Genomic DNA, 16,464 nt, shown 5'->3' with positions numbered 1-16,464 from the left:
GAGGCGACACGGTGATGGTGTTTATCCAGCTGACCCGTTATTAAACTTAAAAAACCGGCGATTGCCGGTTTTTTATTGCCTGTCATTCTGCCTGATGCCTCTGTACCCAAATGTCACCGGACTGTCATATCGGAATAGTCTAATTGGTCTAGTCCAGATTATTGGTGGTGGCAAAGTGACAAACTCAGAAAAACGACAGGTTGTGATTATTGGCGGCGGCATCCTTGGCCTTGCCTGTGCTTATTACCTGCAGCGTCGTGGTGACGTTCAGGTCACCGTACTGGAAGCGGGTGAATTTGCTGCTTCGACCACATCGCAGGCTGCGGCATTATTAACCCGCGCCCGCGGTGATCTGAATGCCAGCCTGTTTGTAGCCGAAACCCATGATGCGATTAAACGTTTCGAACGTGACCGTCAGGAGAGCCTGATGCAGCGCAGTGGCTGCTGGCATCTGGCAGATGGTGATTACCCACGTACAACGCTGGCGTTGTACCGGCAGCTGGCACAACAGCAGACTTCGGACATTCAGCCACCATTAATCCGCGATAAAAACGTGGCGGAAATCTCGGCGACTTTTCCCTGGATCAATATTGCCGCCGATGCCTCTGCACTGGAATATCAGGACGATGGCTACATTGATCCTTACCTGCTGGCCATCGTGTATATGCAACAGGCGAAATTATGCGGTGCACGTTTTCTGGCTAATACCAGAGTCAAGGGGCTGGAAACAAAAGCGGGAAAAATCTGCGCGGTTCGTAGCACTGACGAAACATTTGAATGCGATGATGTATTACTGGTAGCGGGCCCATGGTCAAAAGCGTTTGCCCGGGAATACGGTGTGGCGTTAGCCATGGCAACGGTACGCAGTCACTATTGGATTACTGATACTCAAACCGCAATTCAACGTGATATGCCAATGCTGATTGATCAGGTGAATGGTTTTTATTTTCGCAGTGAAAACGGGGCCTTGTTATTTGGTGTACGCGACAGCCTGGGTTGTTACGCTGACGCCAGCCAGTTACCGGATGATATTCATTCGCTGGGGTTCAGTCAGGACCCTCAGGGCTGGGCGGCGTTGGAAGAGAACTGGCAAGCGTTGATTCAGCGCTGTCCGCTATTAGAGCAGGCCCAGCTTAACCACTATATTGCTGGTGTTTCCAGCTATACCCCGGATGGTAAACCGTTACTGGGGAAAGCGCCTGGCTGGCAGAATTTTTACGTTGCCAGCGGTTGCTCCGGTGCGGGGATAGCCTGGAGTGGTGGTATTGGTAAGGCGATGGCGGCAGCAATTACCCAACAACCCTGTGAGCTGGATATTCAGCCTTATCGGTTAGATCGCTTTAATCAGCGTGATCAGGATATGGACGTCTTCAGCGACGAATTTCAACAACAATGTGCCCTGGCACGCAGTCAGAAAAAAACCGGCTAACGGCCAGCAAGGTACCCGATATGCACACAAAAATTCAGCGTAAAATTCATCATTGGTTAGAGCGGGCTCCATTACCCTGGTTCGTGATTTTTGCCATCAGTGCGGCATTTCTGACCTATTTTTCCATGTATGCGTTCCGCAAACCGTTTGTGGTTGGTCATTACGAATACAGTGACTGGTTTGGCATTGATTTTAAAGTCATGCTGATTTTGTCTCAGGTAATGGGTTATTTGTTGTCGAAATTCATTGGCATTAAAGTCGTTTCTTCGATGTTGCATAACCGTCGTGCTATTGCGATTCTGACTCTGATTATGTCAGCAGAACTTGCACTGTTATTGTTTGCTGTGGTGCCACTGGAATGGAAACCACTGGCAATGTTTTTAAACGGTTTACCGCTGGGAATGATCTGGGGGCTGGTTTTCAGTTATCTCGAAGGACGGCGTACCAGTGAATTATTGGGAGCCGGTTTAAGTGCATCCTTTATTGTTGCCTCGGGTATGGTTCGGTCAGTAGGAAAATCTCTGATTGTTTATTTTGATGTGCCGGAATTCTGGATGCCGGTATTAACCGGTCTGGTATTTACACCGCTGCTGTTTATCTCAGTGTATGCGTTATCGCTATTACCTGAGCCAAATGCTGATGATGAAGCGGCCCGACAGAAACGCCAGCCGATGACAGCCGCCGATCGCTGGAATTTGTTTTCGAAATACTGGTTTGGTTTATTAGCGTTAATTACCGCCTTTCTGTTATTTACTGCACTGCGCGATTTCCGTGACAACTTTTCTTCAGAGATCTGGATGGCGCTGGGTTATGGCAATGAGCCGGAAATCTTTACCTATGCCGGTGTTCGTATAGCTGCCATGGTGCTGGTGGCATTAGCACTGCTGATGTTTATTCGCGACAACTTTAAAGCGTTTACAGCGAATCATGTCGCTATCATTCTTGGTTGTGTGATTCTCGGTGGATCGACCTGGGCGTATCAGTTCGCCGGGCTTGATAGCAAGGCCTGGATGGTGTTGCTGGGCACCGGGCTATATTTATCTTACATTCCGTTTAACTGTTTTTTATTCGATCGGTTTGTTGCCATTGCCGGTGGTGTTGCTAACGCTGGTTTCCTGATTTATCTGGCAGACAGCGCAGGTTATCTTGGCAGTGTCAGCTTAATGCTGGTGAAGAACTTCCATTCTCCCGATCTCAGCTGGCTGACCTTCTTTATCAAAGCCATTTATGTCACTGCAATCGTGGGTGGCTCGCTGACACTGACTTCCTGGTTGTACTTCCGCTGGCGCTTCTTTGTTGAACAGCGCCCGGAAAAAACTGAATCCGAAGATAATCGCAATAATCAGCTCAGCAAGGATGAAAAAGACGCTTCTTTCGTTCCCGCCGGACAGGTAGAATTTGCCCGTGATTAACAGAGCACCGGCATCGGGAAAACCGACTATGCAATCCGCCAGTTTAGAAATACGCGATTATCTTGCCCACCAGATCAGTTCCGGCAAGCTGTGTGTCAATGCACGCTTACCGTCTGAGCGAGAGCTGGTGGAGCAATTTAACAGCACCCGGATTACCGTGCGTGATGCGTTGTCCAAGCTGGAATCGGAAGGTCTGATTTATCGTTCCAACCGCCGTGGCTGGTTTGTGACGCCATCCCGACTGGAATATGATCCGTCCTCACGGGTGAACTTCTATATGCTGGCAGCGCAACAGAATAAAGAGCCAGCAACTGAGCTGATCAGCCAGCGTTGTATTAAAGGCCCGGCCCAGGCACGCAAGGTGTTGCAGGTAACCGGCTCAGACAAGCTGATCGAGTTGAAGCGCTTACGTTCACTCGACGGTCGCCCGGTGTTGTATGAGGTGATTTATCTGCCTGAGGCGCGTTTTTCTGGCATTGCCAAAAAACACATGGAAGGCTCGTTAACCACGCTGATGCAGCGTGACTACGATGTCGAAATTACCCACGAAGATAACCGTATCAAAGTCTCTGCGGTATATGACGATGTTGCCGAAGCCTTATCGCATATTAACGGTGCGCCCTGTTTAGGCGTTGAGCGAATTCGCTTTGAAGGGGATCGGGTACCGGTAGAATATGATCAGGAATTCTGGGTACACAGCGCCATTGAGTTGCGCGCCTTTTGTTCGAATTAATTGTCCTGCTGTGATGATTGCCGCAATCAATGCAGTTTGCGGAACTCCTGTGGCGTCATCGACGTTTTTTTCTTAAATATCCGGCTGAAATACTGCGGATATTCAAACCCCAGCTGATAAGCAATGGTGGCGACACTGTCATCCGAGTTCAGCAAACGGTATTTCGCTTTTTCGATCAGTTGCTGATGAATCAACTCCTGAGCACTTTTTCCGGTCTGTTTGCGCAATAAATCACTCATATAGTTGGCCGACATATTCATTTCTGCAGCGAGCTGATTAACCGAGGGTAAACCGGATTCAGTTTCAGCGGCTTTATCCAGATGTTCATCGACCAAACGACTAAAGCGTTCAATGCTGTCCTGGTAGAAGGGCTTACGGGTTAAAAATTGCCGGTTAAAATAACGGTCGGTGTATTTCAGTAATAGCTCAACACTGGTTAATAAAATATCCAGGCTGAATTCATCCTGATTTTGTTGAGTTTCCCGGCGAATTTCTTCTGCCAGTTGATTGAGCATCTGTTGCTCTCGTTCCGATGCATGTAACGCCTCACACACGTCGTAAGAGAAATAACCGTATTGTTTGATGGTTTGTTGCAGCGGGTGATGCAGCAATAAATCCGGATGGAACATCAACGACCAGCCCTTCAGGTCGCCGGGTTTATAGGTCTCGTCAACCTGAATAATCTGACCCGGCGCGTAGGCCGTGATGACACCACTGCTGAAATCGTATTGATTGCGGCCATACTGAACCTGGGCGTTGGCATTTACCTTTAATACCAGGCTGTACAGATTGCTGCAGATACGAATGTTATTCAGGCCTGCCGGGATCTCGGTGTCGTTAAGATCCACCACATGAATCAACGGATGATCCGGTGTTTTACCGGTATACAGGTTTACCGCCTCGCTGATGGTGTTAATTACAAGTAGGTCAGACATGATCGATTCACTGATGTTGTGGTGGATATATAAGATTTGCAGGTTACCAGCCTAAATCAAGCGGGTGACAAAAACGACAGCCCGAGAATATCTTCGGTGGTTTGCCACAGACGCTGGCGTTGCTGCGCATCTTCAGCCGCTTTCGGCAGGGTATTTTTACCTGGATAACCGCGCCAGTTCTTCATTTGTGCCGGGCCGATATATTCACCCCCGGTTAGCCTGTCATCAGTCGCTGCCATTAAGGTGGGTAACGTACCCATCGGGATTTTCTGAGCAAACAGCGCATTCATAATCATGCCCGATACACCCATATGCTGTTGCAGATTGGTTGCTGTATAACCCGGGTGAGCTGCCAGTGCAATTACCTTACTTCCGGATTGTTTCAGGCGTTGATTCAGCTCAGCAGCCACCATAATGTTTGCCAGTTTGCTCTGGGCGTAAGCGGCCATTTTGTCGTACTTTTTCTCAAAGTTCAGATCCTGATAATAAATATCTGCGGCTTTGAACTTAGCCACCATACTACTCAGATAAACGATACGTGGTTGTTCAGCCTGCTCCAGCAATGGCATAACTCCAGCGGTAAACGCAAAGTGTCCCAAATGGTTGGTAGCCCACATCAGCTCGTAACCCTGAGCAGATTCTTCGCGGCGATCAAACTGCATAACACCGGCGTTGTTAATTAACACATCGATGGTTTTACCTTGTTGGAGGAGCTGCTCAACGCATTGATTAACGGATTCCAGATTGGACAAATCCAGCTGAACCAGGCTTGTTTTTGTTCCGGGTGCAAAGCGTGCTATTTCGTCCTGTGCCTGTTTACCTTTCTGCAGATTACGAACCGCCAGAATTACTTCTGCACCTTTGGACGCCAGCACTTTGGCGGCCTCCAGGCCAATACCACTGTTGGCTCCGGTAATTAAGAAACGCTTACCGCTCTGACTTTTAATACTGTTGTTGTCCCAGTGTTTCATTGCTGAGTCCCCTGTATGGTGTTGTGAAATAGAGAGTATTGATTAAACAGGGTCAGTATGGGGTGGGGAGGGGATTTAACGGTTATACAAATCCCGGAGGTTTGTATACGGATTACTGGTGTGGACGATACTCTCGTTTTAACAACGCAAAAACCGAAGTATTCCACCACCGGTTTTTAAAATATCGATGTTCAATAAATTCAGCTTCCTGGCGAAAGCCGAGCTTTTGGCACAAGATTACTGCGGCGCTGTTCTCCGAAATGGTGTCAGCGTAAATACGATGCACATCCAGTGTGTTAAAGCCGAAGTCGATAATAGCCTGCATCGCTTCGGCGGCAATACCTTGCTGCTGACATTCCGGGCTCAGGCTACAGCCGACAGAGGCCTGGCGATTACTTCGATCGTTTGATTCTTCCAGACGAATACCGACGGCGCCAATAAACTGCGAATCACCTTTCAGCTGAATCGCCAGATTAAACTTCTGACGTGGCAACTGTTTCGCCTCATCAATAAACATATTAACCAGCATCGCCCAGTGTTCCGGTGTGCAATCCTGTTCGCTGTAAAAGCGCTGAAACTCCGGGTCTGAACTCATAGCACTGAATCCCTGTAAGTCTGAGTGACAGTAGTCGCGCAGTATCAAACGTTCGGTTTCAATCTGAAAGCTCATGGGCAGGTCTCTTTGCTGTTTAGCAGATTGTACGGTAACTGGTCGCTGGCTTCGATAATCTTGCCTTATACAGGACAGGCGGCAATACAGCTTGTTCAGGCAGCCTGGAAGCGCAAAGCGAGATATTACATTCTATCCCTGTGCTGGCTATAACTGTGCCTCGGCTTCGTGCTTTCTGTTGCTTTATTCTCTTCTTGCTCGGGTGGCTCAAGATATCTTTTGACTGTAAATCCACCATATAAAGAGCATGTGACGACGTAGCGAATGCCTACCTCAAGGTTGATTAGGCGATTTTCGACTCTGACTTCTTCTCTGTCTTCTCCCCTCTGTTCGCAAGAAAACTCGAAATTATGCACGCCAGGAGACAGTGCCAGCTCGTCATCCGTAAATAATGTTTCGGGAATCCAATCGCCATCGACTTTTCTGATATAAGTTTGTTGTGGCTCTATCAGAAATAACGTGAGAATGCGGAATATTAATCCAGCGTTGTCGGTTTGAATAATAACTTTCTCACCATTTCTGACTTCCTGCATTGAGCTGTCAGTCAGTCTATGAGCGCTGCAGGATGTGAGCAGAAATGCCAGAAGGAAACAGCTGATTATTGGTCTAAGGTTCATTAACTTTTGATCACTACACTTGAGGCTAAAATTACTCTGGTGTTATGTCATACTGAATTAATGATTTAAATATCATTATTGGTTTTTTGCAGCCCAGGTCACAAAATTTATAAAGCTGCCTTTGGCACGAGCGCTATCAGAGTGATGGGCGCTTAAAGAATATGCCGCAACGTCATCAGCAGTAGTACGACCAGCCACAGGATTAAACCAGCTTTGCTCCAACTGAGCAGTTTGCCGGATAACAGCTGCAGCTCGGATACATCTGCCCCACGATCAACAGCTTTATTCAGATGGTGATAAACGCCACCAATACCAAAGGCACCAACAAATGCCATAGCAATAGCAAAGGCAAAACCTGCATGAATTGGCCAGGGCAGGTTGCCGAAGCCATACAGATACCCCAGAAGACCACCACTGATCAGGGTGCCCATGCCGCTTAGGGTACCTATAGCTCCGGCGATTTTCTCCCGCTTGACGATCTGCTTTCTATCTTTGTTCTGGTCTCCGGTAAATACCAGTGTGTTCGTGAGCTCTTTGATATATGAAGATAACCAGAATGCCATGCATAGGATGTGAATAGCTCTGACAATAATAAATGCCATTATTTATGCTCCGCGTTGAGAAAACACGTAGAACTGTATCGCCAAGAAAATAATTTAACTATCTTGTACGGAAACTTTATCTATGTACAAAATCAGTCTTTGATATCTGTAACTAGCTGTTTTTATTTGATTTTTAATATCCTTGAGCAAACTCTGTAAGTAAATAAAGTTTAAAATCAAGACGTAAATTTCAGAATATTCAGGCGTTATAAATGGGTCAAAATAAGTTCTGAGAAGCGGGATGCTGAGCAATCAGAAAGGCAGATAATACGCCTGTAATAAAGGCCGGAATGCCATCTTTCCAGGTATCAAACTTCAGATGAAAAGCGATAGCGCCAATCGACGTAAAGAATATTGCCAATGCGCCTGACAGACCCAGCAGATTCTGCTGGAACCAAAGTGTGGACGCGCCAAATAACTCGATCAGGCCAATAACAAACATAAGCTGTCGATTCAGACCGTACGATTGGAAAAACTGCAGCTGGATAGCAAAGATTTGCTTCTGCCAACCGGTCAGCTTGATGGAGCTGGCAAACAGGAAGAAGGCAATCAGTAATACGCTGATGATGGTAATCGCTGACGACATAATAGTGACCTCGCAGTATGGGACTGCATTCAGCTTACGTCTGTACTAGTATGATCTGAAATGATTGCTCTTAATTACTGGTATGAATGAAATTGATATATCACGGTTGGACCTGAACCTGCTGAAAGCACTGCGTTACTTGCTGGAAGAACGTAACGTCAGTCGAGCGGCTGAGCGTATGTATGTGTCGCAGTCGGCCATGAGCCACACCCTGAAGCGCCTGCGGGAGAATTTTAATGACCCCTTACTGGTACGGGTCAGCCGTCATCTGGAGCCCACAGATAAAGCGCTGTCGTTATATCAGCCGCTGTGTGACATTCTCGATTCCATCGGTACTTTGTTGCAGCAACCTGAATTTGATCCGGGAGACTGGCAACGGGAAATCACTCTTCATACTCACGAGTTTGTAATAGAACATTACCTGGCAGCCCGGCTACGTGCTCTGCATAAACTGGCTCCGGGGCTGAGTTTTCGTATCAACCGCTTGAGCGAAAACAGTTATCAACGGCTGGAAAACGGCGAGCTGGATTTTATTCTGGCGGCCGGTGTCGGCGCGACGTCTCACAGTCGTCAGCGTGTGTGTTACCTGGATCCGATTGTCTGTCTGATGGATCGTTCACATCCGCTGGCTGAGAAAATAACAGCGCAGTCGTTATTTGATTATTCCCATGTAGCGCTGAGTTTGTTGGCAACGGGGCAAGACCCGATATCTCATTACGCCAGACAAAAACGCATAAATCGGCATATCGCTATTTATAGTGATGATTTGGGTAGCATACCCGCATTAGTAAATGGCACCGATTTTATTGCCTGTGTTCCCCAAAGTCTGGCGGAAAAAGCAGCGACTATTTACGGTTTGGTGTGGCGGCCGGTACCCATGTCGTTGGCGGATATTGAGGTGAAATTACTGTGGCACGAGCGCCATCAGAATGATGAGCGCTTTAGCTGGCTAAGAGGGGAGTTTTAATAACGGTTATTCCGGTGTTACTTTAATCAGCCTGCCTGCATCCGTTAATAAATACAGTTTACCATCAGGGCCGTAATTGACATCCCGGATGCGATCATCCAGTTCAGTAAATAATTTTTTACGGCCGGATTCTTTAGTGCCGGTTAAATCCAGGTGCCACAGAACCCGATCTCTCAGGGCTGCAACAAATAAGTCTCCGCGCCACTCAGGAAATTCAGTACCGGAATAAAACGCGATACCTGCCGGAGCGGTGGACACAGGCACCCAGGTGCTGATCGGCTCAATATAATCGGGCGCATGAACTCCACCACCGATACGGCAATTGTCACTCACGGGTGAGGAGTATTCACAACCGTAACTTTTTATCGGCCAGCCATAATTTTGCCCGGCAATAACACGGTTAATCTCATCGCCGCCTTGTGGCCCGTGTTCTGATAACCATAACTCTCCGGTGGTTGGGTGAAGCGCGGCCCCTTGTGGGTTTCGGTGGCCATAGCTCCAGATCTCTGGCAGAGCATTCTCCTGGCTGAATGTCGGGCTATCCGCCGGAATCGAACCATCGCGGTTTATCCGCACAACTTTGCCAATTGAAGTGGAGAGATCCTGTGCCAAATCGCGCTGGCCACGGTCACCCAGAGTGATAAACAGAGTTTTATCCCGGGAAAATACCAGCCTTGAACCATAATGAACCTGGCTGGAGGCACTGATTTTTGGCGTCTGACGATAGATTACCTGGACGTCCGTGAGATGGTTGTTACTCAGCTTGCCACGCGCAACGGCCGTGCCGGTTCTGGAAGACGTACTGTCGGATTCACTGTAACTCCAGTAGATCCAGCGATTCATGCTGAAGTCCGGGTCTACCGCAACGTCCAGCAAGCCACCCTGACGGTCGAACTTCACTGCGGGAAGGCCGGTTAACCGGGCGGTTAACTCCGTACCTGTGTTGTTCATCAAAACCATGCTTCCCTGGCGTTGGCTGATCAGCATGCGACCGTCAGGTAGAAAATCCATACCCCATGGCCTTTCCAGATATGGATACAGGGTTACCAGCCTTGGTGTTGGGTTAGTTTTGGAATCTGGAGTGGTTACCGGATCTTGTTTTGGAGTGTTGCTGTTGGTTTGCTCTGGGTTCTTATCTTGCGCGGAACCCGTGCCGCAGCTTGCAGTGAGAAAAGCAAAGAGCAGTATCGAAACGGTTGTATGCAGATGGTTCATAAATTACTAATTCCTAAGCTTGATGTTTGTCCAATAGCTCTATGCAGCTTCCCAGCATACAAGCATTGATAAACATGGCGACAGTTATCTTTGTCTTTTGAGATGCTTTGTAGACGTCACCAAAACGAAACTTCCTCAAGTGGTATATGAAACCTTTGTGGCAAGGTTCATTGCGAAAGTGCTTCTCAAACTGGAATTGGCTCAGGTCCAATTTAAAATCCTGATGAGCTTGTTCGAATAGCTCCCAAGCATCATCGCCATCAATACCAAGATCAGCCAGCAGTGTAGAGTTCAGGTTGATCTGTGAAGCTGGTTTACCACTGTGTTTTGACAGAAGTCTGATGACGGCGCTGTTTTCAAAAATGATCTGGTTCATTTAAGCCTGCTGAGATTACAGAGAGCGAGCCTGACTGATATTTATTGATTGAGCCCGGATGCGAATTTTCAATCGTTAGGTTACTTGCTTAATAGCAGGCTTTGAAGCTATTTCAGCAAACCTTCTTTTACTGCACCTTCCAGTTTTCCCTTCAGCACATCCCATAGCTGTGTGGTGCCCTTTGCTATGCGACTATTCAACTGCAATACTTTTTCCTTCGGGACATTATTCTCCTTCCAGCTATGACCATTGCCATGTAGATTGTGCAACAAAGGCGGAACCCGATCGATGGACTTGGCATACGCTGCATCTGCAGTTTCTCCAGCCTCAAATTCGTACCACAACTCCATATATTCTTTAGTTTTATTACCTGGTAATAACTCCAGGAGACGACTCACTCCAGCCGCTTCTGCATCCTTTTGTTCTTTAGTTTCGCTGGCATAAATAATGGTATCACCAGCGTCAATTTCGCCAAGGTCGTGAATCAAAAGCATCTTGATAACGCGATCGATGTTGATTGGCTCGTTGGCAAAGTCTTTCAGCATTAACGCTGAAAGACACACATGCCAGCTATGCTCTGCGGAGTTTTCATAACGATCCAGGCCGACCGGGCGGGTCTTACGGTGAACGTCTTTGAGCTTCTCAATCTCAACAATAAAACTCAGTGTGCTTTCAATAGGGCTCAATGGACACTCCTAAAAACAGAAAAGCAGGACAGCTGCCCTGATAGTTATCGTCTGGAAAATTATAAATGCAGCTTAAAGCCCACTCAACGATGGAAAAAGCCGTCCAAAGCATTCAAACATTCACCTTATAATTTAGCTTTGCTTCATCACCGGTTATGCCTCTGAAACCCCAGCAATGTGGTGGCTGTTCTTTGATCGTAATTTCCAGATCGATAGGGGAGATATTCAGCTGCTCTTCAAATTGAGTGAATAACACTTTGATAAGCGCTTTCTTGGTTTCAACCTCCCGGCCTTCCATCATATTGATTTCCAAAACCGTGTAGCGCTCGGTTCGATCGTCTGGATAGTAATAGTCGTCTTTGTTGAGTGGCACAAAACGGTGAGCGCGTTTGCCTTCTGGCATGCCCAGCACATCCATCATGCATTGATGGATGACGTCTGACATGGTTGCTTTGATCGGATTCAGCTGTTCTTTAATTCCATATATAACAATCATTGTTGTTCCTTAGATTTATAAGATTCTTATTTAGAGGAAAGGTGCACTTTAACAATTGCTTTTTGAACTTCTTCACCATTGGAATCCCGGACTACTACATCAATATTCAGCTTATCTTGATAGAAATCTAACCTTGAACAATCACAAACAGCGGAAACCGATGATTTAGCCAGCTTCAAATACTCAAGCTCTGCTCCAACTGGAATCCAGCGTCGATCCTTTGGTATTACAGTCTCTAAGGCCAGCCCCATTACCAGTTGTGAGAGCGTGAATAGCGCATTGCTATCCACCGTACCCAGATGGTTGTGTACCGCTCTGCGATTGGCTACGTCTACCTGAGCGTAACCTTCTCTTAGCGCAGATACTTTAGGTTTGAGTTGAGAGACGTAGGGGCTTTTCCTTGCTAGCGCGATATTAAAAATTGACGCTCCACCTGGGAATTTAGAAAGCCTTTTGTACAGTTCTACATAATTGCTCATTACTGTTCCTTGTATAGCGCATGCACAACATACGTGAGAGTTTTATGTCCCGCCGATGCATCGTTATCCGTGTATACATAGCTCAGCTATCTTCTGAGCCTTTGTAATTGAAATGCCGTTAATGAAGTCATGATATAACTCATGATCTTTTTCTTGTAGCTCAAGGATAGGTCTTTTCCCATTTGCTTGCGGATAAACATTGGTAGCTAGTGCATATGTGTTGGAGTAATAAGGTAGATAATTTGAAAACCACCCAAAATATCCTTGATCGATTTCTTCTTTAGTGAAGTTATTAACATAATGTTCGTAGCTTGCTTTACTTAGAGATACCCATACGCCCCACAAGAAACCATCTTCTATCCCATGTATGGGTATTTCAACTGTTACTCTCGCAAAATAATGAATGCCATCTTCATCTTCGTAGTAGCAAAGATCATCACTAAGCTTGCCTTTGCTTTGTATTTCTTCAGATTGCTCTAGATATGGATCAGGAGCATTGAAACCGAAGCTTGGTGATCCTTCATGAATTTCATCACAAGATGAACATTTGAAACTGAATATTCCTGCCATGTTTATCCCATATATGCAGCTAACGCCTGCCAGCACAGGCGAGTGAAACGAGTACGCCAGATTTTTGGAAAATGTGGCTGGCACTTGTTATGTGCTTTTTAATCTCTCAAACTTTGAAAGCATCATATTATTCGCTTCCGCCCAAACACGAACTCTCTCTATTCTCATTAAAGATTTTTTATCATCTTGATTATTGAAATGAGCTAATATTTTAAGCTGACTTTCTTCCCACTCTAGAAATCCTTGCCCCATTTCAATAATTGATTTATCCATTTCGAACATCTGATCTTCGATTTCTTCTTCTGTCATGTCAGGAAGACTTTTAATATGCTCAAAAAGATCTTGAGTAAAGCTATCATTTTCTGAGATCTTCTCAATTTCAATGAGTTCATCTCTAGAAAGCAGGTTTTTTACTCTACTTACTTCACAGATATCAAGCACCGGATATGGGTTGTCGATCCCAGTTTTTCTACCCCATTCATACTCTATCATGGTAATCGGATACTTTAAGATATGAAGTTTTATTAGCAGCTTTACAACTTTTTCATAAGTCTCTGAACATTTGATAAATATATCACTTTCGAAAGTTTGCCAATTTGACTTTATTTTCCCTAAATGATTTGAAAACTTATAACCTTTGGTATGAACATAGTTATGGAGGTAGCTTAAACTTTCAAAGTCATCCTGAAGACCAAACTTCGCATCGAATTCTTTAATATTCTTGTTTGTGCTTAGAATCTGCCAGATTTTTTTTGCACGTGGAGTATTTGCTTCCCATGTATCTCTGGACTTTAGCCAGTCTTGAACAACATCATGGCCTTCATCATTTATATTGTAATAGACGGATAACATACCAACTTCTAAAGAACACCTTAATGAACTAAAGGCTTGTTTATAAAAACCAAACATTGCTAGATTTATAGAAATTTGTAACTCTTCTGTGGATTCCATGTAAGGAAAGAAATGTCCTGACCAAAAGTTTTCCGATGTTTGAGGAATAGCCTTCGAAATACTATTGTAACACCATCCTAGTTCAGAGATTTTTGATCTTATTTCTTCATTAGACTCGAGGGATTTTATAGTTGATTCTTGAACATCAATGCTTTTACTGGGTTCATAAATCAAGGGGCCAAGATCTACCATAATTTCAATATCTACGTAATCTGAACAATTCTAGGCACATAACGCCTGCCAGCAATGGCGAGTGAAACGAGTCCAGCCAGCTTGCTGGCGAATTGGCTGGCTTTGTTATGTCAAAAATTCTTAATCAATATGATTGATGGAATCATCACCAATCCACTTTTCCAAACGAGTGAGAATCCATACTCAATATCCTCATAGTGCTTGAAAAGCCCATAAATAACTGCAGCAGGTAAAAACATAAACCCTAAAAAACCAAATCGTGACAGTACAGGAAGAATGGTAAAGAGAATGCCTACTCCTAGTGGGATCGCGCTTATCAAAACACCTATGTAGCCAATCGACTCTAAGGTTGTCACTTCCACAAATACTCCTTAATGACATAACGCCGGCCACAGCGGCCTGCAGACCTGGCACGTAATTGCGCCAGAAATTCAAGTGACAGGTTTGCAGGTCCGTTGCTGGCCCTTGTTAAATTCATTTTTGGGCGCTGCTTTTTACATTGAAATTCTGAGTCAATTTACGCTCACTTGGGATATTTAAGTTTTCTGCGTAATAATTTTGGTCAATTGTTAGAAGCCAAACTGAACCACCTAAATTTACCGTAGCCTCCAGTGGGAACGTAGCCGAAAACCTCGTAAGAATTGCCTTAGACTTATCTCCATCCTGTGGAAGTGCTCCGGTCAATAGTTCGGGCTTACCAGTACACTTTAATTCTAGTAGTTGAGACCCTGGTTGTTGATTGTAAAGTTCGGTCTCCACATGCTTTACCAAAAAGCTTTGGTAATCTTTTCCAAGACCAAGCCATTCAATCATGTGAATACTTTCGTCAGCACAGTTGAAGCCAGAAACTTCAATTTGCCTACCTTCATTTATAGAATCAACTGTGTCTGCCATAACTGAGCTACTCAATAGTGCAAATGTCAGATTTCTTATCGTTTTTAGCACGATCTCTCCAAGAATTTAACATTTTAATTGTGCGCATGCGCGTTTGCATGGAACGTCTGAGGTGCGAACACTCTCATAACTCATTGAACTTTCTATGGAAGCTTCCATCTGGCTAATCTTTTCATCCATGTAAACGCGCCGCCTGTACTAATCCTACAAACTAGCAGTTAACGATATCTCGTTATGCGCATTGATATAACTAACAAGATGTTGATTTTGCTACAGATTCAGGTCACTGGCCAGTGCAAATAGGCAACGGTGACCATTTCTCGTGCCAGATAAGCTGCTGAGTCGCTGATCCAGCTGATTGTACGGTATATACCTTCACATCAGCGCCAGCCTCCACCCTTGTACTTAATTGTCACAAAAACTTCATCGAATCAGCATTGCCGAAGCCACATCACCTCCTTATAGTTGCGCTCATTCATCTGGTCTAGACCAAAAGGTTTTCGGAGTACTAAAACCAAGTACGGCAGGCCAGCATCACAAGTTAAGAGAATGAGCCATGAGCAACCCATATCTGCTGTTAACCCCTGGGCCACTGAGCACCAGCGACACCGTAAAACAAACCATGATGCGCGACTGGTGCACCTGGGATGATGATTACAATCTGGGTGTGGTGCAGCCGATCCGTCAGCAGCTGGTCGAACTTGCGCACTGCGACGCCAGCCAATACACCAGTGTGTTAATGCAAGGCAGTGGCAGCTTCGCGGTGGAAAGTGCCATCGGTACGCTGATGCCGAAGGAAAACGGCGAACAAAAAGCCGGCAAATTACTGGTGCTGGTTAACGGTGCTTATGGCCAGCGTATCGCTCAGATTGCGCAGTACATGAACATCGGGACGGTAACGTTACACGCAGCGGAAAGTGAGTGGGTCAGTACCGAAGCGTTGCGCCAGTTATTGAACGAAGACGCGGCGATCTCCCATGTGGCTATGGTTCATTGCGAAACCACTTCCGGCATTCTAAATCCAATCGAACACTATGCCCCGGTGGTAAAAGACGCCGGTAAAACGCTGATTGTGGATGCTATGAGTTCATTTGGTGGTATCGATATCGACGTTGCCGGATTAAACATCGATTGCATCATCAGCAGCGCCAATAAGTGTATTCAGGGCGTACCCGGTATGGGTTTCGTGATCGTGAGAACCTCACTGCTGGAGCAGTGTGAAGGCAATGCACGGTCGCTCAGCCTGGATTTATACGACCAGTGGAAAACCATGGAAAGTGGCCAGGGTAAATGGCGTTTTACTTCACCAACCCATGTCGTGCGCGCCTTCCAACAAGCAATGAAAGAATTGCACGAAGAGGGTGGCGTTAACAGCCGCGCCAAACGTTACGCCGACAATCACCAAACGCTGGTGCAGGGCATGAAGAAGCTGGGCTTCGAATGTGTGGTGGAAGACGAAAAACAATCGCCGTTTATTACCACGTTTAAATACCCGCAATCCGATCAGTTTGATTTTAAAACGCTGTACGACCGTCTGAAGCAAGCCGGGTTTGTTATTTATCCGGGCAAGGTGACCGATACCCCGTGTTTCCGCATCGGTCATATCGGTGAGGTTTATCCGCAGGATATGGAGAACCTGTTAAGGGCGCTGGAAGCCAATCTTTTCTGGAAATAATTAATTTT

At 45.9% G+C, this 16,464-nt stretch carries 20 protein-coding genes; 5 read left to right on the top strand and 15 right to left on the bottom strand.

The window, feature by feature from the left end; genetic code table 11:
- Positions 1-175: 175 nt before the first annotated feature.
- The 3 genes from ACOQOZ_RS07120 to ACOQOZ_RS07110 are packed head-to-tail and all read left to right on the top strand — an operon-like array spanning position 176 to position 3,574.
- A complete protein-coding gene (locus tag ACOQOZ_RS07120; RefSeq protein ID WP_420591581.1) occupies positions 176-1,429 on the top strand; it encodes an NAD(P)/FAD-dependent oxidoreductase in 1,254 nt (417 codons plus the stop codon).
- A 20-nt stretch (positions 1,430-1,449) separates the two neighbouring features.
- The gene (locus ACOQOZ_RS07115; RefSeq protein ID WP_420591580.1) at positions 1,450-2,841 is read left to right on the top strand and encodes a DUF5690 family protein; all 1,392 of its coding nucleotides are present in this window, start codon (positions 1,450-1,452) and stop codon (positions 2,839-2,841) included.
- Positions 2,842-2,869: 28 nt separating this feature from the next.
- Complete coding sequence (locus tag ACOQOZ_RS07110; protein WP_420591579.1) at positions 2,870-3,574, top strand: UTRA domain-containing protein; 705 nt, start codon at positions 2,870-2,872, stop codon at positions 3,572-3,574.
- Positions 3,575-3,600: 26 nt separating this feature from the next.
- On the opposite strand, the gene ACOQOZ_RS07105 is transcribed toward ACOQOZ_RS07110, so the two are convergent.
- The 6 genes from ACOQOZ_RS07105 to ACOQOZ_RS07080 form a co-directional block, all read right to left on the bottom strand.
- Positions 3,601-4,509, bottom strand: a complete 909-nt coding sequence (locus ACOQOZ_RS07105; RefSeq protein WP_420591578.1) for a helix-turn-helix domain-containing protein — start codon at positions 4,507-4,509, stop codon at positions 3,601-3,603.
- Between the two features lie 56 nt (positions 4,510-4,565).
- Complete coding sequence (locus ACOQOZ_RS07100) at positions 4,566-5,480, bottom strand: oxidoreductase (protein WP_420591577.1); 915 nt, start codon at positions 5,478-5,480, stop codon at positions 4,566-4,568.
- Between the two features lie 112 nt (positions 5,481-5,592).
- Positions 5,593-6,150, bottom strand: coding sequence for a GNAT family N-acetyltransferase (locus ACOQOZ_RS07095; protein WP_420591576.1), 558 nt, complete (start codon positions 6,148-6,150; stop codon positions 5,593-5,595).
- A 125-nt stretch (positions 6,151-6,275) separates the two neighbouring features.
- The gene (locus tag ACOQOZ_RS07090) at positions 6,276-6,683 is read right to left on the bottom strand and encodes a hypothetical protein (RefSeq protein ID WP_420591575.1); all 408 of its coding nucleotides are present in this window, start codon (positions 6,681-6,683) and stop codon (positions 6,276-6,278) included.
- Between the two features lie 236 nt (positions 6,684-6,919).
- Entirely contained in the window at positions 6,920-7,369 is a 450-nt protein-coding gene (locus ACOQOZ_RS07085; RefSeq protein ID WP_420591574.1) for a hypothetical protein, read from the bottom strand.
- 217 nt (positions 7,370-7,586) lie between these two features.
- Positions 7,587-7,955 carry a DoxX family protein gene (locus ACOQOZ_RS07080; RefSeq protein WP_420591573.1) on the bottom strand — a complete coding sequence of 123 codons (369 nt, stop codon included), beginning with the start codon at positions 7,953-7,955 and terminating at the stop codon, positions 7,587-7,589.
- Between the two features lie 82 nt (positions 7,956-8,037).
- Here ACOQOZ_RS07080 and ACOQOZ_RS07075 point away from each other — a divergent pair, with 82 nt between their 5' ends.
- Entirely contained in the window at positions 8,038-8,922 is an 885-nt protein-coding gene (locus tag ACOQOZ_RS07075) for a LysR family transcriptional regulator (RefSeq protein WP_420591572.1), read from the top strand.
- 6 nt (positions 8,923-8,928) lie between these two features.
- Here the strand turns inward: ACOQOZ_RS07075 and ACOQOZ_RS07070 are convergent, their stop codons facing one another.
- The 9 genes from ACOQOZ_RS07070 to ACOQOZ_RS07030 form a co-directional block, all read right to left on the bottom strand.
- Positions 8,929-10,137, bottom strand: a complete 1,209-nt coding sequence (locus tag ACOQOZ_RS07070; RefSeq protein WP_420591571.1) for a PQQ-dependent sugar dehydrogenase — start codon at positions 10,135-10,137, stop codon at positions 8,929-8,931.
- Between the two features lie 13 nt (positions 10,138-10,150).
- Entirely contained in the window at positions 10,151-10,513 is a 363-nt protein-coding gene (locus ACOQOZ_RS07065; RefSeq protein WP_420591570.1) for a DUF1493 family protein, read from the bottom strand.
- Between the two features lie 107 nt (positions 10,514-10,620).
- Positions 10,621-11,199, bottom strand: a complete 579-nt coding sequence (locus ACOQOZ_RS07060) for an HD domain-containing protein (protein WP_420591569.1) — start codon at positions 11,197-11,199, stop codon at positions 10,621-10,623.
- A 112-nt stretch (positions 11,200-11,311) separates the two neighbouring features.
- Positions 11,312-11,695, bottom strand: a complete 384-nt coding sequence (locus ACOQOZ_RS07055; RefSeq protein WP_420591568.1) for a tautomerase family protein — start codon at positions 11,693-11,695, stop codon at positions 11,312-11,314.
- 26 nt (positions 11,696-11,721) lie between these two features.
- Positions 11,722-12,174: a DUF4442 domain-containing protein gene (locus ACOQOZ_RS07050; RefSeq protein ID WP_420591567.1), complete on the bottom strand. Its 453-nt coding sequence runs from the start codon at positions 12,172-12,174 to the stop codon at positions 11,722-11,724.
- 63 nt (positions 12,175-12,237) lie between these two features.
- Complete coding sequence (locus tag ACOQOZ_RS07045; protein ID WP_420591566.1) at positions 12,238-12,744, bottom strand: DUF2199 domain-containing protein; 507 nt, start codon at positions 12,742-12,744, stop codon at positions 12,238-12,240.
- Between the two features lie 87 nt (positions 12,745-12,831).
- Positions 12,832-13,887, bottom strand: coding sequence for a hypothetical protein (locus tag ACOQOZ_RS07040; protein WP_420591565.1), 1,056 nt, complete (start codon positions 13,885-13,887; stop codon positions 12,832-12,834).
- A gap of 110 nt (positions 13,888-13,997) precedes the next feature.
- On the bottom strand, positions 13,998-14,249 hold the full coding sequence (locus ACOQOZ_RS07035; protein WP_420591564.1) for a hypothetical protein: 252 nt from the start codon (positions 14,247-14,249) through the stop codon (positions 13,998-14,000).
- 112 nt (positions 14,250-14,361) lie between these two features.
- Positions 14,362-14,781 carry a hypothetical protein gene (locus ACOQOZ_RS07030; RefSeq protein ID WP_420591563.1) on the bottom strand — a complete coding sequence of 140 codons (420 nt, stop codon included), beginning with the start codon at positions 14,779-14,781 and terminating at the stop codon, positions 14,362-14,364.
- A 556-nt stretch (positions 14,782-15,337) separates the two neighbouring features.
- Here ACOQOZ_RS07030 and phnW point away from each other — a divergent pair.
- On the top strand, positions 15,338-16,456 hold the full coding sequence (phnW, locus tag ACOQOZ_RS07025; protein WP_420591562.1) for a 2-aminoethylphosphonate--pyruvate transaminase: 1,119 nt from the start codon (positions 15,338-15,340) through the stop codon (positions 16,454-16,456).
- The last annotated feature ends 8 nt before the right edge of the window (positions 16,457-16,464 follow it).

It is taken from the genome of Bacterioplanoides sp. (assembly GCF_965219715.1).
In the GTDB taxonomy this organism is placed as follows: domain Bacteria; phylum Pseudomonadota; class Gammaproteobacteria; order Pseudomonadales; family Oceanobacteraceae; genus Bacterioplanoides.
Note: the sequence above shows the minus strand (reverse complement) of the source record. Positions and strands in the feature narration are given on the sequence as shown.